The sequence below is a fragment of the Fodinibius sp. GM21 genome, from assembly GCF_058386955.1.
The window spans coordinates 1-25,115 of the sequence record NZ_JBYEIQ010000004.1 but is presented as its reverse complement, the minus strand read 5'-3'; the positions used below and the strand labels follow the sequence as shown (position 1 = coordinate 25,115).

Sequence of the window (25,115 nt, the reverse complement as noted above, 5' to 3'; positions counted from 1 at the left end):
CATTCAATCTCTCTAACATCCTTGATGTTGTGTATAAATGAATTCAAATAATACGGGGAAAACTAATGCGCGGAAAGGGTGAAAGGTGTAACAGCATTGTGGGGAAAAGCCCCATGGATTCAGTAATGTTTAAGAGATGGGCAACTACATTACCCGGAGAAAACCTCGGAGTTTTTACTAGAACCCCAGTAGCCCAATCACTTGGTAGAAAATCGCTCATTTATCGACTTGGCAAAAGCCATAAAATCGTCCAGGTGATCTAAAAATGATACCAACCGATCCACATCCACCGCAACATATTCATGCACCAAGATATTCCGCAATCAGGCCATGCTAATCAAACGTTCCTCCAGCTCTTTATCAATAATATCATATTGCCCCAATAGCTGAATACAATCTGAATAGGTCTCGGCATTTCCCAAATTATGATGGACGGCTAAGTGACAAGAAAGATTAATAACAATTTGTATCGACTCTAGCAACCCATACCGGAGGGCCCATTCTTTTTTCTTATCTCGTTTTATATCAGAAGCAGAATACTCAGATTTCAACTCCCGTAGTTCAGCCACATTGTTTTCTAAGGTCTGAAGTCGTTTATACATAATTTCGCTTACCAAATTTATTAGCTGTCATGCGCTGGCAGAAAGCATCTTCAAACTGATCTCGTAAATAAGCAGTATCAAAATAGTGTTGGAGAGCTATGCTTTTATACACTGTATGAACACTTGGGTTTTTATTGAACAAGAGCTCACCTTTTGTCACTACCTCATAGGCAAAGGCAGGATTTTTATTGGGGAGTTTATTTAGTATTACCAGATCAATCTTATCCTCAAAAAGATTATTCAGTTCTGACTGCAGCTTTCCTTGGCGCATGAGATCAGGAATGGCTTTCATATAAACAGCAATATCGATATCCCGGTACTCATCACTGCTTACAACAGACCCAAAGAGATATCCAAAGATGATTTCTTCTTTGGATAAAAAAAAGCTTTTCAGCTTCTCTTTTATATTAGTTTTATTGTGGCTTTTCATAAGATATCCACGAATTGAAACTACGTATACTTTTCTTCAACAGTAATTTTCAAAATAATGATCCTTCTGCGAAGTCAATAACAATGAGTATATTTATCATATACAATGGATGCTGTTAACTCATTATTAGATATAAAAAACATTATTGGCGAAGACCAAAATTTGATCTAAACAGCCTTACGCTCTCGAGACAACATTGTTTTGTTCAACTCAAAATGAAGGAGTAGAAAACTTTTGGAAGAAACAAGAGTAGTTTGTTGCAATGGTAGAAGAAATCTCGGTCAGCAAATGGTAGTTTTTTTTTCAAAAAACCATTAGCCCTCCCCTTTTAAAAGGCCAGTTCAAATAATATTCTTTTAATTTTGCCGTTGGATAATCAGCAAATAATTATAACATTGTTATAACAACATTTAAATAAATAAGCTGCTATGGAAACAAAAATTAGAAAAATCGGGAACAGTTTAGGAGTAACGCTACCAAAGCAATTAATTGATGAATTGCATCTGAAAAGTGGAGATAAATTAACCATCGAAAAAAATGGTCCTAACTTGGAGCTTAAACCTGTGGATCCTGAGTTTGAAGAATGGGCAGAAGCCTATCGCCAGGCAAATACCGATTATAAAGAAGTATTGAAAGAATTGGCAAAATGATAAAATTCTTAAATAAGGAGACAGTTCTGGCTTTTCATCGAGATCAAATAAAAACCTATGGCGGTAAACAAGGAATTCGAGATGAAGGATTGTTGGAGTCGGCGCTTGCCCAACCAAGAGCAACGTTTAAAGGGGAGTATGTGCATAACACCATTTTTCATATGGCAGAAGCCTATGGATTTTATCTTGCTAAAAACCACCCATTTCTTGGCGGTAATAAGCGAACAGCGTTGGTAGCAATTTATACCTTTCTTTATGTAAATGGTTACCGATTGGAAGCTGATAAAAAAAGTTTATACGCTGTAATGATCGACTTAGCAAATGGGAAAGTCGAAAAAGAAGAGTTAGCTAACTTTCTGGAAGAGAATAGTAAAAAGAAAGTGTAGTTCGATACAATATTTTGGGGCTTTTTTGCCAGCAAAAAAAGATGGTTGTTATGAGTTCATGACTAATACATTTCACGTCACAATAACTTTACAAATTAAGACCTAACAACAATTCAATTGATTTGTTTCTCAACATAAAGGCACTTGGAGATGAATTTGTTAGTTCGTGATTAAATCTGACCCCGAAATTGACTTCGTGTTCTTTCAAATTGAAAAGTTTTAATCCTGTTTCAATTGAGCCATCTATTGAAAAATCATCCATTGAACTTGCTGTACCATCACCAAGAGTTACTTCTGTGTTGTTTATCTGGGTGTTGTATTCACCTTCTTTATAGTCAATGAGATAATTAAACCTTGGTCCAATAGATATATAAAAATTGTTCAAATCCAGTGAAAGAAGAGAGAATTTCGGTCCAGCAAACAAAGAGAAATAACTTAGACGTGTAGTTAATGTAATTTCCTCATTGGTATACTGAAGCCCAGAATTTTCCAAATAAGCATCAAGCGTTGTATTGTTAACGAACCCTCTGTTGGCAAATTCCAATCTCGTCTTTATAGTACCGAGATTAGTGGTATTCCATTCTCCAAAAACACCTACAATAAATCCAATTCTTTTATCATAAGTGATTGATTCAACTGAAATCCACGAAGCATTTCCTCCAAAACTTATTCCATATTCATTAAGGTCCTGGGCATTATTCTTAAAGGAGAGGATAAATAAAAAAACAAAAGTAAGTACAGTACATTTTTTCATGAACTGGTTCAATTTTTAAGTTGGCAAAGTAGAACCGCCAAGTCTTATTTGAATGAGATAGGAATATTTATCCAAAGATCTATCGATTTTTTCTGGATAGGTTCTGAGCTACTATCTTTGTTGATTGTTCCGAAGTCATCATTATATCTTATTTCAACGCTAAATCTTTTGCCGAATGCATTAACATCACGACCCAATGCAGCTGACCAGCCAGGGGCAGCCGTTTTTGAATTTGCCATTACCTCTTTGTCTTCGATTTGGCCACATTCCCACCCTGAACAAGTTGTGATCATCTCGTCATTTGAATCCAGATAAAAATCGACTCTCGGACCAAGTTTCCCATAGAAATTAGGAAGAAAACGTGCACTCTGAAATTTAGCCATTACCGGCACAGACACGTGAAATAAATTGTGGGTAGCTTTTTGATTCGGTTCAAAATTAGTTGAGTATTCATATCGACGTGAAGAAAATTCAACGTTAGTTTGAATCGAGAGTGTTTTAGATATCTCTGATTCTATAAAGAATCCTATTCCATAGCCAGGCAAAAAATTTCTGTCCATGTCGCTTGCGGAAGCTGAAGATATGATATTTGAATAGTTTCCAGATAGGGTTAAACCGCCTCGATTTATTATTTGGGCTTCAGATATTGAGTAAAGTCCAAATAGAAATAAAACACTTAACAATAATCGTTTATACATAGCTCTCCTGGTTTATTTGTAAGTAACAATGTTTCTTCTTTTAGCACCAAGTATTACTGGCATCTTTATTATTCAATTTACAAATAATTATCAAAATGTAAATTTTGACTCCTCTAAGGCTTAAAAAAGCTACTGGCATTGTGAATCAGAAGTGTATAAAAAAGTATTGTCATAATAACTGACCCAATTGAAGTCTCCAATGAATAGTTATGCTCGTCCCATTCAATCTGTCACTAATAATCAGAGACCTGAAATGCCAAAATTTGGTATAAATATCTTATATAAATGCATCGAACAATTGTATTAATGGGTTTCCGCAATTTGCACTTCTGATACTGAAAACCAATAAATGTTGCCTGTGTCCTGATTTTTTATTTTTAATCCAATATCTACCTTCGAGCCGACTTCCCAAATTGGACCCTCTCTTGATATAATATTCAGTTGATTTGGACTGCTTTGATTTAGCCGAACTTCAATTTCAGTGGGACGCCAGATCTTACCTTCATGGACAATATAATGCTGTACAATTTCGATGTCACTTTGAATAGAATCGCCATCCGTACGAATTAGGGTGTTATTAAGATTTAATCTTACTGGTGGATCAACGCTGGGCATAAAATCTCTCCAAGCGTAAGATTCTACGGTATATTCTATACCATTAACCATCAGAGAAGATGGGGCTGATCTTATTTGAGTTATCAAATGTTGGTCTTGGATAAGGTCTCCATTCTGGGGTGATTCATCCTCAAATGAAGTATTCGTGGTACACCCTACCACTGAGAACATCAGTACGGATATTATTATAATAGAGACTCTCATGAGGTATTCCCTTTATTAGTATTACTAAAGCAATTTGGGATATTGGGGTTAATAAATCAAGTAAAATGTAACTTACTGCACTTGATGGTCAAATATTGAGTTGGCAACGCATGCCCCAAAAGCTAAATAGCCTGCAACAGATAATGAATGGAAAAATTATTTCTTTTACTTGGTTATCGCACTTACTACCAGAATTTCAACATATTCATTTTAACTTTCATCCAGTCCAAAAAATCTTGTCCTGCAAACCATCCCAATGCTCCACAAATAGCTAAATAGCCAATGAAGTAATAGCTATCGAAGTAGATGATAATAGAACCAGTTACAAATGAGCCACTCTTTACAGCTCCATAAAAGAAATATAGTTGCACAAAGACAGCACCTAATATGATCCCTAACAAAGTATTTTTTAATCTTTGCATAATAGAAGGGGCAGGAGCAAGGTTACTCTCGTCAATTTTAATATCCGAATTGGTCATGTTATTCATACTTGATTATAGCCATCGCAGGAGATACAAGACGATGAGAATCCCTAACACCTGCTGATAAGTTTCTTTGTTTTCGCTCCGCTTTGATTCTCGAACTTAAGTAATAATTCATCTTTTGAGACGGAAGAAGCTTCATACGTGATACCTGCAATTGAGATTTGCTTATCTCCATGTATTGAATATTCTTCGTAAAAAGTAACAATTGGTTCCACAGAGGTACCTAACCCACAAGGCATTGGAAAAAGATCAATGGTTACGTCCGTTTCCGCGAATGAATATTTCATTAACACTTCTCCTGTGAAAAGATCTTGCTCGATATTTAGCTCGTACCACGTTTTGTTCGTGATGGCTTCCCTTAAATCTAAATTGGTATTATGGGAATCAGTAGTGTCACAACTAATTACGAATACAAATAGGAACACAAGCGAGGCGATAAAATATTTGTACATGATGAAAGCAATTTGATGATGGTAACGTCATTCAAGCTACGTAAGTTATTGGTTACGGGCAATACGTTAAGCTCCTCGTATTGGTTAAGAGAGGGAGACACTTAAGCAGAGCTGTTAAATATCAGTCAAATGAGCAAAATTATATTTAATCTTGAATTGTAAGCCCAATGGTAAAAGTGGAATCAATATCTTGATAGTATGTATTGCCCTCTACGGTCCAGTGGATCGTTAATGACAAGGATGTCTTTCCCACCTCATTCCCAATAATTTGAACTTTTTCCTCATTTCCACCCCACTGATCTCGGCCTTCGGTTATGACATTAACTGTAGCTAATGAATCCTCTTGGACGTTGGCGGTAACCATATCAGGGCCACTAACATAGTCTTGTGCATTCTCACAATCTGGATTTCCCGTATAGGTGTAATCGATATGGAGATGGTTTGAGGGGCGAATAATTAGAGTGTCCTTCACATTTAACCGTATAGGTTCAAAGGGATCATCAATGATTAATTCACCTCGGTACGATGAGGAATACCCAAATAAACCGCACCCAGTTGGAAGTACACAGCCCGTTTGTAGAAATGCCAAGGATAATATTAGGAGTAAAAAATTATATAATTTTCTCACTTGATCAGCTTATCATTTATTATCTGGGTTAGTCACATCAAATGGATTTATTTCCCATTAATTGATGTAAAGTTTTCGTCAAGTATAACTTGGGCAATTTGGTTAAATTCTTTGTTTATCTCCCACGTAGTTTCTCCATTCTCTTTAGCCATTAGTCTAACAACCATTGTGCTATTGCCTTGCAATTTGTGAAAAGTACCATAAAAGTTAGTTGTACTTACGGTAAACTCGAATGGGGTTGCTTGTGAATCAGCAGGAGCCGACCCATTCCATTCCCCATTATTGATGGCTTCAAATATTACGGTACTATCTGGATTAGAAGAGGAAATACTGAGGGTCACATTTACTTCTTTAAATGGGGTTTGGTCATTCCCTTGTTCGGACGTATTTGAGCAAGCAAGAAATGTGCATAATATGATAAGAGTAGTAATCGAGTGATGAATAGTTTTCATGATAATAGGTAAGTTCAAATTTTATTCAGTATATGTACTTAATAACATTGCTCATAACGTCCACAAAAAATCATTTAGTTGATAAATAATGAACGGAGAGCTAAAAAGCCAGACGTAAAAAGATAGGTGAGATGTGTCCGCTTGATGTGGTCTGCTCAACAATTCTTTAATTAACAGTAATTTCAAGGTTAATCAGTTTTATATTTCTATCCGAGCTTGCCGCCTCTGATCCTGTTACAAGTTTAACCTCTACATGATCGGTACCTTGAAACCCACTCTCAGGTTTATAGTGATAGACGGCTTCCCAATCCGTTGTTGCATCACGTACTATGGTGCTGGTCTCATAATTTTTTGGTTGCCGGACAATTGTGGCTACTTCTTCATCCCCAGATATACCAGTGTGGTATTGATATATTTCAGAGCTGTTGATCGATACTTGTTTTGTTTCTTCCGTAACATTGGGATCAATCGTGTTCTGACAACCGAATGAAAAAAGGAACAGCAGTATTATTGGGATAAAACCAAGACTGAATTTTTTCATAACAATGTGTCCTGTCTCTCAGATATTCGTAGAAATAATTCAGACAAAATTATAACACATTTCTATTTTATATAATATAATCGCAACGCTCAAATACGATTCCCATTTCCCCTTCCGGGGACGCGGATTTGCTCTATTCTGGGCACCCTAATTCTTGGAAATTTTCAATACCATACCCGACAAATCACTCAGAGAGGATATTCTCGCAGAACTCAATAAACACCTAACAGACCAACTAGAATAATTTCTATTTAGTTTACTCGGATAGTAATCGAAGTGATGCGAAATAATTTTGAAAGATTGCCAAGTAGACGTTAGGCCTAACTATCAAACAGCAATCAATTCATTATTAATACCGTAGAGATATCTCCGATTATCATTGGGATCTTTTTTTCGAATGATCAATTTTTTATCAGTAGCCAATTTCTCCCGAACTTTCCCATTAATAGACTTAATGGTGTCATTTCGTAATCGTCTCCGATAATCAAAACTCTCGATATCTTCCCAAAGGTACTCTTCTAATGCCTGGGCTTCCTGTAATTTATTTTCCTGCAGAAGAAATTCTATGAGCTTCTTTTCATCGTCTTTCAATGAAGCTAAATGCAATAACTTCTCTTTGGTTACAGGTGGTTTTATCTGTTCTTCTTTATCCGTAATATTGCCGCTTCTTTTTATAAAGATATACCCGAGAATTATTAAAACAATCGATACCCCGCCAAACAGGATATAGTAAATCGGCAAGGAACCGAAACTTGATTTATGATTGATATTTGCCATCAGTGAATCACGTGCAATCTTCACTACCCTCACAGGATATTCCTCAGTGTTTGACAGATTGGGTATACCAACAAGTACTACCGACTTTCCTTTAGGATCATACAGTAAATTTGTGGGTATTACCTGGCCGCTATTGTCAATGGGCGCCTGCATGACAGGATAGGACACCATACTTTCTAAATTGATGGGCTTCAGCAAGCATGTTCGATCGGCTTTATTATTGGGAGATACGGGCAAAAACCACATACTTTTTTCCGGGATGTAAAAAGAAGACGTGCCTGCATTTTTTCTTCCAACTTTTGCTAAATCCGAAGTTTTAAAGAATTCATTGCCAGATAAATCCAATGTTAAAACGTTCTGCCACTGCAAATTTTCAAATGAAAACTTCCAGATGTCATTAAGATCAATTCGAGATGCCATTTCATCATCGGGATGTTGGTATTCTGTGGCATCACCGCCAAAGATAAATACTTCGTCTTTTTTAGCTATATAGATGCCGGAGTATGGAACTCTTTTTTGAGGGGTTCGTGAGTTAATATTTTGGATATTCCATTCTCTTGTATCATCATTATAAAAGGTAAGGATGTTATGCCACTCCCAGTATCCATATCCGCCAAAGGTGTATAGCCTGCCATCTCTGAAGAAAGGAAAATGTCCGAATTGATTTTTGTGATCATGAGAGTTATCAACTCGCTTAAAATCTATAGTGTCTACCCCTGACTCATAGACCTTCCCTACTCCACGAGACCATAACTGTAGTTTCTTTTTTTGAGGATTGTACCCAAACTCATATTCATCAATACTATCAGAGATGGTTCCCAATGAATCAATAAATTTCCATGCTTCTGTTTTTAGATCATACTGCCAGACTCCTCTTTTAAGCACTAAAAACAAACGCTGATTGGTCGTATCAATATCAGCATAAATACTTCCTCCGTGATTGAGTGTTGGAGGATTTTCATGAACATGTTTCTGGGCTTCGGCAACATGAAATTTCAAAAGGACGAAGCAAAGCAGTAATAGTATACGTACCAAATATCCTTGTAACCCATTGTTCATGAACTGGTTCAGATTTTTCCTGTAGTTCATTTTATAAAATCCGTATGATGAATTGGTCAGTTAAAGCTTATCAAATTTCATGATAAATCAAACAGACTTTTAGGGTTTATAATTGGTCAACATCGTTGTTGTCCAATTTGGAGAGACGCAAAACAGGTTAAGGCCAACCATCATGGTTGGCCCTACCTGTTTCTTCTTTTAAAAATATCATCTGCTAAATATGCTTTTTATGAAATAGTGATTCGATCATTCATATATATTTAGCGATTATTTCTTAACCAAGGGGGGTATGAAAAAATACTACGTAAATACCGAACAAAACATCAACGGCCATAGTGTTGTACACAAATCTGAGTGCAAAAAATTGCCGAGCAAAGATCAATTATATGACTTAGGACTTCACCTTACATGCACAAGTGCTGTTTTAAAAGCAAAAAGTAAGGGGTTCACTTTTTCCAATGGATGTAAGTCTTGCATTAAAGACTGCCACTCCTATTCAAATAAAGAAAAAGAGATGGCCAGTTGATTCATCCCCTTCCTTTCTACAAATCCTTGCTGTGAGGTTTTCAAACTACCGGTACCACCGACCTATTTAAAAAGCCCTCGCAAGTACCAGTTACGAAGGCTCTTTAATACATCTCATATTTTAACTAACCACATACAAAATGTACTTCGATATTCTTATATATGCCAATTTTTTTAGCTTTTATTGCCAATAGTAGCAAAGACATCTCTTTTTTAAATGGCCGATGTATAGAGTTTTTTAAGACGAAATCCTGCATCCAATTATAGAAAAACCCTAATGTGATAGGATAACGAGTAAACGTAATTAATGAGCTATAAAAAAATAAGGCCTCACGATTATCCGTCGCGAGGCCCTAACTATTCATCAAGAGAGACGCCTGAAATAGGCGTAACGTAATATACTGTCATCCGAAATATATTCCTATCATTTCCGGATTCTTTGATCAAAATAACAGAATATACCTATTCGAATACAGATTTCCCGTAGGCTTATTCACCTACATTGTAGGGAATCATACCACAGTTGTTGATAAGGCAACACTACAATAAACAGCCATTCATCTGCTATATTTGCCCTGAAAAAATTATCAAATAGAAATAAACAGGGCATATGACAGATAAAGATCAGCGTTTCTTGGAGTATTATATCACAGATACCTATAAGGGCTTCCAGAAAGTAAGAGACAACAACTACAAGCTATTATTGACGTCCACGCATTTGACCTTTTCAAACGGACAAAGACAGATCTTTGCCTCCGGTCATTTCAAGGAAGAGGCCCTTAAAAATATCTTTGATAAGATTGATGATTTCCACAGTAATTAAGAAACCCCGCACCGGTTAAGATGTGAGGTTTCATCGATCTGAAGTATAGGGGTACATCCCCTCTCTCTAAAGGAAATTATACTTATTAGTTTTGGGACAACTCCACCGTTCCAATGCTATTGGTTTCTTCAATGGTTACATCCACATCCGAGAAGGTATCTTCAATATTACCGGTAATGGCTTTCACGATGTCGGACTCGGGAAATGACTATACATATGATAGCAGAGATTTTGCTGATAAGTTAAATAATATAGGCACAAAAGGTACTTCTACCGTGTCAATAAATAAGGATCTCTCCTTACCTCCCAGCAGTAGTACTTGAGCATCAGCTGCATTTTTCTTACATAACAGATGTTGTCGTTTATCTATTCATCTACTCAGATTGGTGCCTACCCCTGCACATAATTAACTACCAATCAAATATGAGAGGTCACATATGGAAAATGCAACTCTATCCAATGATGCATATAGCCAAATAACCAAGGGAGGGATGATACACGTTTTGATTGTCTGCCTTGTTCTATTTGTTGTAGCGTGTTCTGATAACAGTACCAGTACGACTGAAACTTCTGCTGATCAGGATAAGATATTTTCAACAGAAGTTACCACACATAGCATCCTTAACAGTGGGGATATTAGTGCGATACGGAATAAAGCACCCAATTCTCAGCCGACTCTTGCACAGGGGATGAATGGTAATGGATTTGTCGGTCCCCTTTTTGATCTGGCCACGGCCCCTAACGGGGATATCCTTGTGGCGGATGCGGGGGCTGGCATAGCTACCATTGATGGTGCTACGGAGATCCCGTTACCGGGTATCTCCAACATGAGTCCCATTGGACGTCGTGCAATGTGGGCTATTGAAGGGCTCATGGGAAACCCTGGCGATGATACCGGTCAGGCCCTTTATAGGGTATCAAAAGGGCATACGACTATGATAGCTGATCTGTTTGCATTTGAAGAGACGTATAGTCCTGATGGTGCAGATAACATCGATTCCAACCCGTTCAGCGTGCAATCCCTGGGAGGCCAAGCCGCCTTGGTGGTGGATGCCGGAGGGAATGATTTGCTCCGCATTGATAATCAGGGAAATATTGAGGTGCTGGCCGTCTTTCCAGATGAAGTAGTATCCACCGCAAATATGCAGGAGCTTTCGGGATGCCCTGTATCAGGAGCTGGTATTTGCGCACTTGATATGATGCCCGCTCAACCCGTGCCGACCAGCGTTGCAGTAGGTCCGGACGGATACTACTATGTTGGAGAGCTTAAAGGCTTTCCGGCTCCTGCCGACGCATCAAATATTTGGAAAATAGCACCGGATGCCTCTTGGGCACAATGCGGATCCAGCCCGGATTGCCAGAAGGTGTTTGACGGAGGATTTACCTCGATCATGGACCTGGCATTTGATTCCAACGGGAACCTCCATGTTGCCGAGATCGATGAGCAGAGTTGGTTCGCGGTTGAAGAATTAGCCCCTGCAGACTTAATTGGAGGAACAATCAACTCCTGCGATCTTGATGCACTTTCATGCACTGAGGTAGCCACGGGGATCCCTGTATTAACGGCTATTACATTTGGAAATAATGGGACTCTTTGGGCAACGAAGAATGCCCTAAATACAGGTTCTTCAGAGGTGATAGCAGTTAACTAATCTGTAATCGTAAATAGCTTACACTGTAATATCGACCTCCTGTAGAAGGAGGTCGATATTTTTTTATATAAATCTATCAGTTTTCTTATCAAATAGCGGCAGATGCAACATATTTTCTTAAACAATATAAGCCGCATTTTAGGGTAATAAAAACAGTAGAACCTAAGCTTCGGATATGGTAACCAACTATCCCTCGGGATCTAACTCTGAGAGTTCACAAGAAAAATAAAATCTTTAACTATCCATTTCTTCGGCCATTCGTTCTACCCAATTTTTTGCCCTCTGCTTTAACTCTTTATCAGTTTCAATTAATTGTAGCCGATTTAGTAGCTCTTCAATTTCGATCATATCCTCCAGAATGAGTCTCCTCACAAATTGCGTATCCTTTTCTCGGAATGCTATAAGTTTACTGGCTGCTAAATCATGTACCTCAATACACCACCCGATTTTACTTTCATCCATGTAATCCTGCACCTTATTCGTCCTCTTTCTCCATCCCTGAGGTAATGCGGCAGTCTTAAGAGAGACTCCATGCACATAAAAGCCATGAGTTTGGTGGAATGGAGAATTCTCTCCTAATGCCCCGTCAATTTTAACAACGGAATCAGGTTTATTCTTAGGACTTAAATCCACCTCAATCGAACGGCGCAGTTGTTCATCGGCTTCTGGAAACTGACCTAATATTGCCTGGGAACCAAACACGAACACTTCATTATCCCCGGAAACCTCACAAGCAGCACGAATAGCATGTTCTAACTGTTCCCTATTCATATTCTTCTCGTTTTGATTTAATCTTCGTCAGCTTTTTTCGCTCATTATTAGTTAACACAGGCCAAAATGGTAGTGACTGACGCAAACGGGTAGATCGTTCAGAATCTGACTCTAAAAACTTTTTGAGACGCTGAAATGACATGCTCTCAAGAATATGTTTCCATTCCTGCAGCTCTTTTTTCTCACCAGAACGGGTTTGCTTAATTCGATCTTCGAGATCATTAATAGTTCGTTTAATAATGTCAGGATGTATTTTGAGCAATTCAATCCATATCCCCGAGTCATGTAGAGATTTCCGGTCCAAATCCTGATGCGTCTTATTTCTACTTCTTTCATCTTTCCAACGTGCTAAATAGTGTTGAGGATGCATCCCCCAAAGCAAGATTACATTCTCAACATTTAACATTGGCTTTGATTCGAGATCAGCTATTGTCATTCCACTTATGTCGATAGTGATATCAAATTCATTTTCAATGTTATTATCGTAGATACCATCTCTAAAACTCTCCGTAATCTCATCAATAGTTTTAGCTCCCCCCAATAACGCTATTCGAACGGGATCCCCGTATGCATCTGATCCTTGAGCAAGCTTCCCAAAAATCCAAGCCGATTTAGGTTTTATATTTAAGCTATCAATTAGCCCCTTGATATGTTCAATCAGATCATTATATCGTTCTCTCTCTTTCTTGAATAATTTCGATATGATATCAGTCAACGGGTAGTCCTCCCTTAATATAATCTGCTGCTGTTTTCCACTGCCAACATATTTAACGATTCCATTTTCCACTAATCGTTGGACTACATCATATACACCTTGCCTGGATAAACTCGTCTTGTTAATAAGTTCTGAAGGACTTATAGGATGTTCAGATTCCGCCAGCCTCCGAAGAACCTTCACATGTCCTTTCGAACCCAAAATATCATTTAAGGGAAATTTAATGGCGCTATTTTGATTATTTGATCTAGTCATAACAGATCAATTTATCAATATTACTTGACTAATGTCAAGTTTAGATGATTTTTATCAATAGTACTTGACAGGTCAATTACACATACGATGATATGTTTGGTAAGCGACTATGACGAATTTACGGGTACAGTCGCGCCCAAACTATTGGGAACTCAGGCTAACTGTAAATTAATAAGCAATATTTATGTTCTCTTTGTTAAGGGGAGTACTGTTTTTCAATTCAAGCATTGTAGATATTGAAACTGTGGTATCCTCTATGCCAGAATATGTCCCAGCATTAATATCTATGTTTAAACAGCGAATGAGATCCTTTGTTGGTTTTTGAATTTTCTTACGAAATGTGCCCTCAGAATCTGTGCTGGTAACGCCATGCGAGATCCCGTCTTCTTGAGTATCACTGCACTCTATTGAGTGACTGGTAATAAGAACATCAGCGCCACTGGCGGCATTTCCATTTGAACTGGTTACTGTTCCCTCAACAATAGCATCAAAAGTCCCTAATTTTTTCCCCTTGGTATTGGTTTCACAAGCACCGAAAAAAAGCTTCCCATGACGACAATAATTGATAAATATTTCATAATCTCTCGAGAATTAGTTGAAGTTTAACAGTTATCGGATAGCTAACGATATTACACATAAGGGTGCGCAAAACAGCGGAGAATTTATTTTTCAATAGTTAATTAATTTTCAGAAGATGCTGTTACCATTCCATGCTCATTTATTTTTTGAATATGGCTTTTGTCTGAGTGGCTATATGAAAGTTCTTTCCAGGAACACCCTTCCGAGCATTTCAATTTTATTCCATCGTCTGTTTTTTGGATTGAAATTTCAAAGTTTGCTGTATCTGACTGTTTTTCTTCTTCGAAAGATGAATAAGAGATAGCACCAACAAGGAAAATTGCAATGAATAGGATTACGATTGTGAATATATTTGATTGTTTCATAATTCTCTCCTTTTAAAATTAATGATCACTATTGGATCATAAAGACATTGCGAATAAGCTACAGCGAATAAATATTAAGTTTTAAATAATGAACGTTAAGCTTAAAAGCCAAAAATCAGCAGGAAATAGTAGGGGGCTAAGGATTAATACAATAGATAACTGGTTAAATTTATTTTTTAGAGCCTTTATTCATATCTATTGAAAAATTAATATAATGTTAGAGATACTCTTTCTGAATTAAAGGAGAAGTTCGGTGATGATTTAAAGGTACAGTACCACTATGGGTTTGATGTCTCATTTAGCTTTAAAAAAAATGATTCAGAATCTCTATCCATTCATTTAGATCCTGACACAAATGAAGTGGTGAAGATTATCTATATGGTTTTTACTTAAGGGGACTTCAGTAGAAAGTAGTTTATCGAAAAATTAGGCGTTGGAAATTGGGGTCCCACTATCTGAAAAAAGTGGCACTATATATCTGATACATTTGAAACAATTAACTTTTAGGTAAGCTTACATTTCCATTTAGATCTTCCCTGCTTATCTCGCTGATCAGGAACCATCTCAAAGTCTTCATCTATATTCAATCCCTTATAAATTCGATCATTTCGTTCATCATAGGTAAGTAGATCGTTAGATTCTCTATGTAAGTCATTATTAATAGTATCGGGATAAGGGAAAAAGGCGGTTGCACTAGCTCGTAAATAGGGCTTTTGCTCTTTATAATAGGGCGATTTACTTCTATTGATCATCGCTTTTTTGATATTATCTACTCCAAATGAGTAAATCCGTTTCTGAATAGCATAAACGATCTCTTTATTAGAAAGATTAATTTTTGTGTGAAATAACTCTTTCCAGAATTGGGCTATATCCATCACATCATCAGAAACATCTATACTAGTAGTATTTATTTCTGCTTTATTTATCGGTTTCTTTTGAGTGTTCACTTTTTGAACCTGCTCGAGGTTCATTATTTGAACTATTGGAGGTTCAATTATTGAACTGCCGGGTGCATTTTTTGAACCTTTTTCTGGGATAACTATTTGATACTCATGTGGGATATCATCGGTTTTTTTATGTATGATCTTTTTATCTACCAGCTGCCTGATGGCTTTGATGATGGTATTCTTTCCCAGTCCGGTGAGCTTTCGGATCTGAGAAAGAGGAATACGGTCGGACTGCTGCTGAAACCCGTAGGTCTTTCTACAGATCGCCAACGCCACTTTCAGTTCACTGCCTTTTAATTCGGACATCAGGTACTCCAAAATAAAGTTCGGTACCTTCGTATAGGTAATCTCTTTCGGTAATCCAGCCATTACACTTAGCTTAGGTGAAAGAGACGTTCGATGACTTTCCGCTCGAAGTACTTTCGGTTGCTCTGGCCAAGCTGCACCGATGGAATGTAGAGATGATTATCGCGATCCATATTGGAGCGGTTCAGGATAGTGCGATAATTGAGACCCGTCAGATCTTCGACATCTCTAGCCGTGATATATTTCTTTTTGGTAATCTGGTGCCTTTTGGTTTCAAGAAGGAGATCAAGTTTTTGTTCGATTCGTTGTAGGGTAACTTCGCTCATGGATAAGGGGTTTAATTAGTGATTTGAGTTCACAAATTATACTACGTAAACCATTACAGACCAATAAGTTAGCAATATTTCATCTATAGCTATTTTATATAATAACAGTATTTGCTATACAAAAACGGAGTTTTTCTATAGGTACTGGTTGAAAAATCCTAGAAATGCTATACAAAAAACTCATTAAAATTTTTGTCCACGAAAAAACCATTCATTTTATCTAAATAAAGGCAGTAATGAATAAAGCTTTCTGGATGATACCTTTAATTCGAGGTAGGTTAGCTTTATAAAAGTGCTAAATAAGAAGCTTCCATCATGTATCGGATTAAACTGACCACCAGCATCTTCGGATTTCTTCTTGCTGTAATGGAATATTCTTACCGGTTCTTAGGAAAATTCCGATCTCCTCTCTAGTAATGAAGGGATCACGTTTTTGGTAGTAGAAACACATGACCAAACTAATGCTATGAATATACCGACAGAACCAGGGATTCCGATCTTGGACAAACACAGGATAGTAAGTCTGTTATACCCTCTTATACTTATTCTCTTCGTGATACCACCAGGAATTTATTCGAGCATTAATAACGGACCAGTCTAAAATAGGATCGCCTTTTTCACTTATTCGAGCATATTTCCCAATCTGTTCTTTTAGTTTCTCCCGGTTGTAATCTTTCCCATTTTGTCCCATGTAGTACCGACAAGCATCAGGCACACTATTAAATTCACGATAGAAAGTATAGCTTCCTTCCAATGATACCTCATCAATGACCTTTTCCATGGCATTTATTCTGATTTCATATTGCCCAATTTTCTTTAGTTTGAACATGCTATTGAAAAGTTCATCTTTCTTGAACAAAAAGCAGTTTTTTCCTCCAAAGTCTGCGTATTTGTCATACCATTTTGCCACAATGGGATGAGCGATTTTATCGGCAAATTGTTCATCAACTTGGAATCGTCCTTCTCCCTGTGCTGGATTCGCTTCAAGTAATGGGAAAGGCACCTTCAGGTTGAATATGTTTTGATATTCGAACCGCTTCTTTTTCGATTGATCTAATCGTCTTAAAAACTTTGGATCTTCAATGTCATCAATATCAAAACTGTCAAACGATTGTAACACTTTGTCTCTTTCATCCTGATAACTCTTCATCAGCTTATGTAGATCAATAGATGCCTCTGATATGGAAAGGGTCTGGCCTGGATATTTACTTATATAGTTAGAACTGGATAAAATAGTTAATAGATCAATTATCTCTTTGGTCATATTGCTTAGTTTCTGGGATGATGGTAGCTTGGGAATAATAGGAACTTATTGAGAAATGGTTTGCCCTCGATAAATTCTTAGTTGTCATTTTTTAAAAAAAACTTGCAAAATGTACGACAAAAGAATCTGTTATTCCACGCATTTTTCAAGCCACATGACCAAAAAATATATTGACATCACGAATAGGTTTGACGTTTTGAAAGTTTTAGATCTACTTAATGTACAAAGGGTCATCTATCTATATGCTTTTAGGGAAATAATGTCTGCTAAAAACCTATTTTGTATGACGAATCAAGTCAATCTCTCAACTTCATCAATACGTTCAATGCTAGACCAACCAGTTTAATTGCATTTACGCCCTAATTACCCCTAATTAGGGCTAATTTTATCAAATCATCTCTAAAATATGGCATTTACAAAACAAGAATTAGAACACTGGCAGCCCATCATTGCTTCTGCCATTGAAAAACAAAGACCACCTACTGAAGTTCGATCACAGTTAGATATCGGCTATACGATTGAGGATCAGAGCATTATCATATATACCATACGTCCCAAGTGGAAACAGCCCGAAGAGAAAATGAAAACACCGGCCGCAAAAATCACGTGGGTTAGAAACCAACAATTATGGAAGGTCTATTGGCAAAGAGCAAATATGAATTGGCATAGTTATAATCCCATGCCAGAGGTAAATTCTCTTGATGATTTTTTCGAGGAATTAAGAGAAGATCCGAATGCCTGCTTCTGGGGATAACTGAACTTATAATATATAACTAACAAATCTTTATTTACTGCTATAACAGTAAAAATAGCTTATATTTTCCTATTCATCAGTCAATACCATCATTTACAACTGTTTTACTGCTAAAACGGTAAATAGTAATATTATTATATTGTATTTTCTATAATTATGATTATAATACTATTAAGTACCGTTTTAGCAGTAAATTTATATATTATGAAAAAGATAGCAGCCCTTATTCGGTGTCATCGAAATAAAAGCGGATTAACTCAAAAACAGCTGGCTGATTTAGCCGGAGTAGGAAAGACGGTTGTCTTTGATATTGAACACGGCAAAGAGACGGTTCAATTTAATTCATTGCAAAATGTTTGTCAGGTTTTAAATATTTCAATCCAATTGGATAGTCCTATTATGGATCAATGTACGGAGGAGATCAATGCATAAAGCAAATGTTTATATGCATGGAGAAAAAGCAGGTGTACTCATTGAAGATAAAAAGAAGGAAAAGTATCGTTTTATCTATGATGAGGATTATGATGGTCAGCCGATATCGGTAACCATGCCAGTAGAAAAACAAGAATTTAAGTATGATCACTTTCCCCCATTTTTTGAGGGATTACTTCCGGAGGGGGTAAACCTGGAGATGCTTCTCAGAACAAAAAAAATCGATCGAGATGATCCTTTTTCACAATTGATGGCTGTGGGTGAAGATACTGTGGGCGCGGTTACCGTTCAGGAGGTGGAAGAGTGAAGCGCTGTCCCATAACGTACCAAGAGATATCAGAGGGTTTTTATAGTAAAACAGGATTGAACAGATTAAATCCGTCATTAAAGAATCTTAGGCCCTTTCCTTTTTCTCGAAAAGAACAGATCCGAGAAGCCCAAAAGCGGATGACCAAAATGTCTATTGCCGGCGTGCAGCCAAAGCTCAGTGCCCAGCTTAGTGTTAAAGGGGAGGTTTTTAAAGTCGTTGATAAACATGGGAGCTATATCTTAAAACCTCCATTGAACGATTATGAGAATGTACCTGAAAATGAAGATGTGACAATGCGAATGGCAGCAGCATGTGGAATTGAAACTCCTTTACACGGTCTGATTTATGCCAAAGACCATTCGATGCTTTATTTTATTCGGCGTTTTGATCGTATAGGTAGAACGGGAAAAAAACATGTAGAGGATTTTGCCCAGGTAGCTGGGATGAGTCGAGATACGAAATATGATTATTCCATGGAAAAGGTTGTTTCGCTTATTGATGATTATTGCACTTTTCCAATGATTGAGAAGATGAAGTTATTTCGAAGGGTATTGTTTTGTTGGCTTTGTGGCAATGAGGATATGCACCTCAAAAACTTTTCGCTTATTTATCAGGATGATAAAATAGCGCTTTCCCCGGCCTACGATCTTTTGAATAGTTCTATAGTTTTAGCAAATCCAACTGAGGAAATGGCACTTCCACTCCAGGGGAAAAAGTCCAATTTTAATGAAGATATCTTTTTTAAGTACTTTGGTGTAGATCGATTGGGTCTTAATGAGAAGGTATTGGCTAATATTAGAGAAGAAATTCAATCTTCTTTTCCTGAATGGACTCGTCTTATTGAGATCAGTTTTCTAACTGATGAAAAAAAAGAGGCTTACTTCGATGTTTTAAGTCAACGTAAGAGGGATATTGGATGGATCTAATCTATTAAGCTTAAACCGTAACCAAAAGAAGACCCCGGATAAAGTTTTAGCTTACATTCACTCACCTAATCCGACAAACTATTCTTCAAATATAATCCGATGTTTAAAATAATTCTTACCGGCTTCTGAATGAAATTTGTCAACAAAACGGGCTTATCTTTCTTGTTTAAATTCAAGGCTAAATTTTCACTTTCTATTCTCAAGACCAATCCCTTGCTCAGCTTTGTTATTCCCTTTAACCGATTTTTTATCTTCTAAGTTTTTTGGATTATTCTCCCCAACATTAGAGGTGCCCGAATCATCCACTTCTGTGATTATACTCTTCGCTTGAGAAACGGTATATACGATAAATAAACTTTTAATACTGGGATCCGATACGGTATAGGAAGACTGGGTTAGCATATCGATTTCAAGAGATGGATTAGAAACATTCGGATCACTTACAAGCTTAAGTTCTCCATTCTCAATATCATCACTAAAACTCCAGCTGAGATTCATATTGCTATTTGTATTCCGATTGAGTCGTAACTCCCAGGTAGCCTCTTCCGACAGCGGACGATAATCTTGATAAAGATTCATACCATCGTGTATAAAACCCGTAAAAAACGAACCAGATGGCGCGATAGGCGGACTTTCAAAATCATTTCCATCAATCCCGTCCTGCACATCATTCTGATCTAATAAACCAAAATCAATTGGTCTGGAAACACTGCCATTTGATACAGTCATTTCACTTTCAAATGCATCAGAGGCGGATCCTTCAGCAAAATTTGCTATGATAGTCATATCTTCAGAAATCGTAAATTCAAACGGATTGCTTGTAGAAGAACGATCCCCGTCCCAATTAGAAAACCGCCACCCACTTTCAGCGGTAGCTGTTAATGTCACAGTTTCATCCTCATCAAACTCACCCCCATTGGGAGATACAGTTCCTGATCCATTAGGATTTATCAAAATATCTAATTCCACCTGATTTGGCGGTGGAGGCGGATCGGTTGGACCATTATTACAAGCAGACACTCCAACAAATAAAATGAAAAAAGTAAATAATACTGTTACATAAAAACGCATAATAAAATCCCTATACAAGTTATTGCTTTGATAATGTAATTTGTCCGCTTTGCGTGGCCTTAATAAAGTACCCTTTGCCAGGTACCATTTCACTGGCCTCGATAAGCTCATACTCTCCGGTCGAACTGTTAAAACTATTTTCCCAAACTGTTGAATTTTCGATGATATTTCCTGGATCCTGAATACCCACAGGTACACTAAGGGTATCTGCAGTTGCCCCTACAAGATTCCATCCTTGATCTAAGCTTACGGTTAAGCTTTGAACATTTGTGCCATCAAATTCTACAGTTTCAGCATCTTCAAGCTTTACCCAATATCCTTTCCCATTGGATATGGATGAGGACAATGAGACATTACTGTACTTCTTATCGAAGGCGAAGGAATGATCAGCAGAGACAATTGAATTAAAGAAATAACTTAATCCGTTACTATTAACTTCAACTGGAATACTTACCAGATTCCACCCATTCGAATACTCTGAAATTATTGTCTCAGGACCTGGTGGTGGGTTAACCACTCCAGTCCCATTTACATCTACTGTTTTATCCGTGGCGCCTTGGCTACTTTGTATTACAGACCCATCGTAGCTCTGTGTCGCCGTTGGACTAAATCGTACGTAAATAGTCTGTCCCGCCTCGGCATCGGCCAGGGGTACCGTAAGGTTTGAACTAAAAGCTCCGCCGCTGCTGTTGGCAATCCCAAATCCGGAGGGGGCACTCACCGTAACATTTCCGATCAGATTACTACCGCTTAACGTGTATTGACTGGTACTACTAGTTCCAACTTCGACTTCTCCAAACGCCAACTCCATCGGAGATACGCTCAGGACTGGTGTTGGCTGTTCCGTTATTTCAAAAGTGCCACTGGTATCGCCCACCGCAGGATCCGAACTGGACGTAATTGTTACCCGGTAGTCGCTGCCGGCCGAAAGGCTGGAACTCAATGTCCACGGCTCACTGCCATCATTGGTTGTACCTGTCGCAATATCAGACACTTTTCCGGCGCTGTTGAGCAACGCAATATCCAACGATCCACTCACATTCTGGCTGCTCCATTCAATGAGTTGCTCAGTCCCAACGCCCCATACTGCTCCCGACGGTGGGGCCGTTACTGTTAATGAAGGATCTGCCGGTGGCTGCACCCCATTCCCCGCTACTGTTACACTCTTATCCGTGGCGCCTTGGCTACTTTGACTAATTGCTCCAGTATAACTCTGAGCCGCCGTCGGACTAAATCGTACGTAAATGGCTTGTCCCGCCTCGGCATCGGTCAGGGGTACCGTCAGGTTTGAACTAAAAACTCCGCCGCTGCTAGTGGCAATAGCAAATCCGGAGGGGGCACTCACCGTAACATTTCCCGTCAGATTACTACCGCTTAACGTATATTGACTGGTACTACTAGTTCCAACTTCGACATCTCCAAACGCCAACTCCATCGGAGATACGCTCAGGACCGGGGTCGGCTCAGCGGTAATTTCAAAGGTGCCACTGGTATCGCCCACCGAAGGATCCGAACTGGACGTAATTGCTACCCGATAGTCGGTGCCCGCCGAAAGGCTGGAACCCACTGTCCACGGCTCACTGCCATCATTGGTCGTACCCGTCGCAATATCAGACACTTTTCCGGCGCTGTTGAGCAACGCAATATCCAACGATCCACTCACATTCTGGCTGCTCCATTCAATGAGTTGCTCAGTCCCAACGCCCCATACTGCTCCCGACGGTGGCGCCGTTACTGTTAAGGTAGCCTCTGGTGGCAATATTGAGAAATATTCATCTGAGATATCATTATACTCTTCAGCTTCATTGCTTGTAATTCGTATTTGATAACTATCAGATATTGTAAAAGAATTATCAATTGGAACTACTAAACGTCCATCAAAAATATCTGCGGATGAATCTAAAACTTTTACTACAGAACCATTTTTTAATAATTCTATCTTTACAGTCCCGTAAATATTTCTACTATCCCACTCTATTATTAGGTTATCACCAATTTGATACTCTTTTGTTATATTTGGTTTAAGTAGTCTTACAAATGGAGAAATTTCATCAAGATTAATTTCTATAGGAGAACTAAATGCTCCGACATTTCCACCATTGTCAATGAAACGAAATTTGTAACCTAATTTCCCGGTTGTCCCAGAATAATTAACTCCATATAAAACTTTCTCAGTTTTATATGAATATCCAATTTTATCCTCAAACTGATATGAACCGCCATCTTTACTTTTGTAAACTTCTAATTCTACAACATCCTTTTCGTCTGACGTTGGAATGTAAAAGTAAATATTTTCCTTCTCTAAATGAATGTACGAATCGTCATTTGTCAGTAGTGGTGCACTTGGAGCAATATTATCAGTAAGAGTAAAAGGAATCTTATCAGTTTTTAGTATAGTTCGCGGATTGTTTGGTAAATAACCTGTCCCCGGAAGACCTCCTTCAAACATATCAAAAGTAAAGTAATAAGGAAGTACAGAGGCCTCATATTGATGTCCAGTTGAAGATGTACTAAACTCATATCCTATTTCTAAATACGCAATATGTGGACTACCACCGTAGGTAGGAACTAAATAATTGTCTTGGGCAAAAAACCCACCTGTTGTATTATTTTTGTCGCTTCTGATAGCAACATCTAAACTACCATCTGTATAAGATGACCAATTGGTAAAATTAGTTGTTTCAATTAGATTATCTTGATAGTCATAAATCCTAACATCAGCAAAAGTTCCAAAATAAGGTTTTGGTAACCTTGAAGGCATATTAGCTTCAGGCCGAAATGAAACTTGCTCACCATCAGTAAAACCTACCTCCCCATTTTTAAATGGTAATGAATTTTTATTCAGTACTAATTCTGAGCTTTTAGAGAAATCAAATGTAACACTTTCGCGCGGATACAAAAACGTGTCAATTGCAAACTTTGCTCTTTCATTTATACCATTTACAATTGACCATGCTTTCCCGACTTGTGCCGAGGCTACCTCAGCAGCATTTGAAACCCCCTTCTTTTCTAATGTTGATTGCAGTTGATTAGTAAATGCTTGCTGAACGGCATCACTAAAAACATAATCCAGTGCATCTCTAACTCCCGTTTTCCAATCTCCAGTTCCAATTTGATATCCTGCATCAGCTGCTGAAATAGTCGTTGAAACTGCTTTAATAATATTATCTAATTCCTCACCAGTTATTGCCGGTAAAACTGGTTCAATGACTGCTATTACCATATCCCAGGCATTTCTTATCATAGCAGCTTTGCTCTTGCGATCAAACGTTATTGAAAATGACTCAAGATTAGAAAGATCTGAAATGACTAATTCCCTATTTTCCAGTAACGCCTTCAAACTTAGAGGAATTAACCCATCTTTTGGTTTAATTAAAATCTCATCTAAAAATGTATAAGCCTTTTCATTATTTATCCTACCACTGACATTATTGTCTAGGTTAACTGAGTACCAAATTGCAGTATTATTTCTTAAGGAAATAGAATTGTCATCTATGCTATAACTAATAGCTCCACTCGGATTATTTTCTAAGTAGAAGAACTTTCCTGATTCAAGTTCTTGATTACTCAGTATACGTATTCTATATCCCCACCCATTATCCTTGAATTCATCATCAATTAAATATCCGTCATTGTAATCACGAGGGTAAATATACTGAATACCATTCTCATCACTTACTAACAATTTCCACAATATTTCATCACCAGTATTAAAACCTTCCTCAAATGAACCATTGGGATTTATTATTTTTGCTTCATATGTATTCGAAGTATTAGGTACTAATTGAAAACTTGCTTCAGGATACTCAAAATAATCATTGGCAACTGTTCTATAAATTAGTCGGAGATTTGTTTCATCAAGATTAGTATTATTTACCTTTACAAACACACTTATAGTTCTATCATTATTTTGATAGAACCTCTTAATCTTAATCGGATGAGAAGTAATTTGTCCTCTTACTCCGCTACCATCCAATGGAATATCAAGTGGGCTGCCCGTATTCGTCCCGTTATGGACAAACCGAAGGGCAGCACTGTGGCTGCCGGTACCCGTCGGAGCATACCGTACCCGGATTGTGGTATCCTCATTGGGTTGCAGCTGCATCGACTGCGAATCCAGTAGCACAAATTGATCACTGTCAGTTCCTGCCAGCGATGGATCAAATTCCAGGACTCCATCTCCGTAGTTGGTAACCGTAAATGTTTTAGTGCTGGTCTCACCCAGGGTAACCTCTCCGTAATCAAATGACTGATCACTAACACTTATCTTTGCCTCAGCTTTGGCTCCGCTACCATCCAATGGAATATCAAGTGGGCTGCCCGTATTCGTCCCGTTATGGACAAACCGAAGGGCAGCACTG

General features: G+C 37.9%; 26 protein-coding genes and 1 pseudogene. 8 read left to right on the top strand and 19 right to left on the bottom strand.

Annotated elements, in window-relative coordinates:
- Nucleotides 1-197 precede the first annotated feature (197 nt).
- A pseudogene (hepT, locus tag ACT3IB_RS10440) lies at nt 198-602 on the bottom strand (type VII toxin-antitoxin system HepT family RNase toxin).
- A complete protein-coding gene (mntA, locus tag ACT3IB_RS10435) occupies nt 595-1,032 on the bottom strand; it encodes a type VII toxin-antitoxin system MntA family adenylyltransferase antitoxin (RefSeq protein ID WP_491538957.1) in 438 nt (145 codons plus the stop codon). The pseudogene hepT and the gene mntA overlap by 8 nt, the downstream one beginning before the upstream one ends.
- Nucleotides 1,033-1,460: 428 nt before the next feature.
- On the opposite strand from mntA, the gene ACT3IB_RS10430 reads away from it, so the two are divergent.
- On the top strand, nt 1,461-1,682 hold the full coding sequence (locus ACT3IB_RS10430; protein WP_491538956.1) for an AbrB/MazE/SpoVT family DNA-binding domain-containing protein: 222 nt from the start codon (nt 1,461-1,463) through the stop codon (nt 1,680-1,682).
- Complete coding sequence (locus tag ACT3IB_RS10425) at nt 1,679-2,068, top strand: type II toxin-antitoxin system death-on-curing family toxin (RefSeq protein ID WP_491538955.1); 390 nt, start codon at nt 1,679-1,681, stop codon at nt 2,066-2,068. Before ACT3IB_RS10430 ends, ACT3IB_RS10425 begins: the two co-directional genes overlap by 4 nt.
- Before the next feature lie 88 nt (nt 2,069-2,156).
- Here ACT3IB_RS10425 and ACT3IB_RS10420 read toward each other — a convergent pair whose 3' ends face one another.
- The 9 genes from ACT3IB_RS10420 to ACT3IB_RS10380 all read right to left on the bottom strand — a co-directional run bounded on the left by ACT3IB_RS10420 (nt 2,157) and on the right by ACT3IB_RS10380 (nt 8,733).
- Nucleotides 2,157-2,822 carry an outer membrane beta-barrel protein gene (locus tag ACT3IB_RS10420; RefSeq protein WP_491538954.1) on the bottom strand — a complete coding sequence of 222 codons (666 nt, stop codon included), beginning with the start codon at nt 2,820-2,822 and terminating at the stop codon, nt 2,157-2,159.
- 44 nt (nt 2,823-2,866) lie between these two features.
- On the bottom strand, nt 2,867-3,520 hold the full coding sequence (locus ACT3IB_RS10415; protein ID WP_491538953.1) for an outer membrane beta-barrel protein: 654 nt from the start codon (nt 3,518-3,520) through the stop codon (nt 2,867-2,869).
- 303 nt (nt 3,521-3,823) lie between these two features.
- Entirely contained in the window at nt 3,824-4,339 is a 516-nt protein-coding gene (locus tag ACT3IB_RS10410) for a hypothetical protein (RefSeq protein WP_491538952.1), read from the bottom strand.
- Nucleotides 4,340-4,524: 185 nt separating this feature from the next.
- Entirely contained in the window at nt 4,525-4,818 is a 294-nt protein-coding gene (locus tag ACT3IB_RS10405) for a hypothetical protein (protein ID WP_491538951.1), read from the bottom strand.
- Between the two features lie 53 nt (nt 4,819-4,871).
- Nucleotides 4,872-5,276, bottom strand: coding sequence for a hypothetical protein (locus ACT3IB_RS10400; protein WP_491538950.1), 405 nt, complete (start codon nt 5,274-5,276; stop codon nt 4,872-4,874).
- A 145-nt stretch (nt 5,277-5,421) separates the two neighbouring features.
- Nucleotides 5,422-5,748: a hypothetical protein gene (locus ACT3IB_RS10395; protein ID WP_491538949.1), complete on the bottom strand. Its 327-nt coding sequence runs from the start codon at nt 5,746-5,748 to the stop codon at nt 5,422-5,424.
- 203 nt (nt 5,749-5,951) lie between these two features.
- Nucleotides 5,952-6,356: a hypothetical protein gene (locus ACT3IB_RS10390; protein ID WP_491538948.1), complete on the bottom strand. Its 405-nt coding sequence runs from the start codon at nt 6,354-6,356 to the stop codon at nt 5,952-5,954.
- A gap of 166 nt (nt 6,357-6,522) precedes the next feature.
- Entirely contained in the window at nt 6,523-6,897 is a 375-nt protein-coding gene (locus ACT3IB_RS10385) for a hypothetical protein (protein ID WP_491538947.1), read from the bottom strand.
- A gap of 327 nt (nt 6,898-7,224) precedes the next feature.
- On the bottom strand, nt 7,225-8,733 hold the full coding sequence (locus ACT3IB_RS10380; RefSeq protein WP_491538946.1) for a hypothetical protein: 1,509 nt from the start codon (nt 8,731-8,733) through the stop codon (nt 7,225-7,227).
- 1,135 nt (nt 8,734-9,868) lie between these two features.
- Between ACT3IB_RS10380 and ACT3IB_RS10375 the strand changes: the two genes are divergently transcribed.
- Both ACT3IB_RS10375 and ACT3IB_RS10370 read left to right on the top strand, forming a co-directional pair.
- Nucleotides 9,869-10,081, top strand: coding sequence for a hypothetical protein (locus ACT3IB_RS10375; RefSeq protein ID WP_491538945.1), 213 nt, complete (start codon nt 9,869-9,871; stop codon nt 10,079-10,081).
- Nucleotides 10,082-10,518: 437 nt separating this feature from the next.
- Nucleotides 10,519-11,733, top strand: coding sequence for a ScyD/ScyE family protein (locus tag ACT3IB_RS10370; RefSeq protein WP_491538944.1), 1,215 nt, complete (start codon nt 10,519-10,521; stop codon nt 11,731-11,733).
- A 234-nt stretch (nt 11,734-11,967) separates the two neighbouring features.
- Here the strand turns inward: ACT3IB_RS10370 and ACT3IB_RS10365 are convergent, their stop codons facing one another.
- The 6 genes from ACT3IB_RS10365 to ACT3IB_RS10340 all read right to left on the bottom strand — a co-directional run bounded on the left by ACT3IB_RS10365 (nt 11,968) and on the right by ACT3IB_RS10340 (nt 17,261).
- The gene (locus ACT3IB_RS10365; RefSeq protein ID WP_491538943.1) at nt 11,968-12,504 is read right to left on the bottom strand and encodes a DUF6036 family nucleotidyltransferase; all 537 of its coding nucleotides are present in this window, start codon (nt 12,502-12,504) and stop codon (nt 11,968-11,970) included.
- Nucleotides 12,497-13,474, bottom strand: coding sequence for a winged helix-turn-helix domain-containing protein (locus ACT3IB_RS10360; protein WP_491538942.1), 978 nt, complete (start codon nt 13,472-13,474; stop codon nt 12,497-12,499). The genes ACT3IB_RS10365 and ACT3IB_RS10360 overlap by 8 nt, the downstream gene beginning before the upstream one ends.
- A 680-nt stretch (nt 13,475-14,154) precedes the next feature.
- Nucleotides 14,155-14,418: a hypothetical protein gene (locus ACT3IB_RS10355; protein ID WP_491538941.1), complete on the bottom strand. Its 264-nt coding sequence runs from the start codon at nt 14,416-14,418 to the stop codon at nt 14,155-14,157.
- A gap of 503 nt (nt 14,419-14,921) precedes the next feature.
- Nucleotides 14,922-15,734 (bottom strand): replication protein, encoded by an 813-nt coding sequence (locus tag ACT3IB_RS10350; RefSeq protein ID WP_491538940.1) that lies wholly within the window; start codon nt 15,732-15,734, stop codon nt 14,922-14,924.
- Between the two features lie 5 nt (nt 15,735-15,739).
- The gene (locus tag ACT3IB_RS10345; RefSeq protein ID WP_491538939.1) at nt 15,740-15,997 is read right to left on the bottom strand and encodes a hypothetical protein; all 258 of its coding nucleotides are present in this window, start codon (nt 15,995-15,997) and stop codon (nt 15,740-15,742) included.
- Nucleotides 15,998-16,523: 526 nt separating this feature from the next.
- A complete protein-coding gene (locus ACT3IB_RS10340) occupies nt 16,524-17,261 on the bottom strand; it encodes a hypothetical protein (protein WP_491538938.1) in 738 nt (245 codons plus the stop codon).
- A 406-nt stretch (nt 17,262-17,667) separates the two neighbouring features.
- Here ACT3IB_RS10340 and ACT3IB_RS10335 point away from each other — a divergent pair, with 406 nt between their 5' ends.
- From ACT3IB_RS10335 to ACT3IB_RS10320, 4 genes are all read left to right on the top strand, one after another.
- The gene (locus ACT3IB_RS10335; protein ID WP_491538937.1) at nt 17,668-18,015 is read left to right on the top strand and encodes a DUF3024 domain-containing protein; all 348 of its coding nucleotides are present in this window, start codon (nt 17,668-17,670) and stop codon (nt 18,013-18,015) included.
- A 204-nt stretch (nt 18,016-18,219) separates the two neighbouring features.
- Entirely contained in the window at nt 18,220-18,447 is a 228-nt protein-coding gene (locus ACT3IB_RS10330) for a helix-turn-helix domain-containing protein (RefSeq protein WP_491538936.1), read from the top strand.
- Complete coding sequence (locus ACT3IB_RS10325) at nt 18,440-18,754, top strand: HipA N-terminal domain-containing protein (protein ID WP_491538935.1); 315 nt, start codon at nt 18,440-18,442, stop codon at nt 18,752-18,754. Before ACT3IB_RS10330 ends, ACT3IB_RS10325 begins: the two co-directional genes overlap by 8 nt.
- Before the next feature lie 56 nt (nt 18,755-18,810).
- Nucleotides 18,811-19,683, top strand: coding sequence for a HipA domain-containing protein (locus tag ACT3IB_RS10320; RefSeq protein ID WP_491538934.1), 873 nt, complete (start codon nt 18,811-18,813; stop codon nt 19,681-19,683).
- Between the two features lie 186 nt (nt 19,684-19,869).
- Here ACT3IB_RS10320 and ACT3IB_RS10315 read toward each other — a convergent pair whose 3' ends face one another.
- Nucleotides 19,870-20,754 carry an InlB B-repeat-containing protein gene (locus ACT3IB_RS10315; protein WP_491538933.1) on the bottom strand — a complete coding sequence of 295 codons (885 nt, stop codon included), beginning with the start codon at nt 20,752-20,754 and terminating at the stop codon, nt 19,870-19,872.
- 19 nt (nt 20,755-20,773) lie between these two features.
- On the bottom strand, nt 20,774-25,115 hold a 4,342-nt coding region (locus ACT3IB_RS10310; RefSeq protein WP_491538932.1), incomplete at its 5' end, for a choice-of-anchor D domain-containing protein.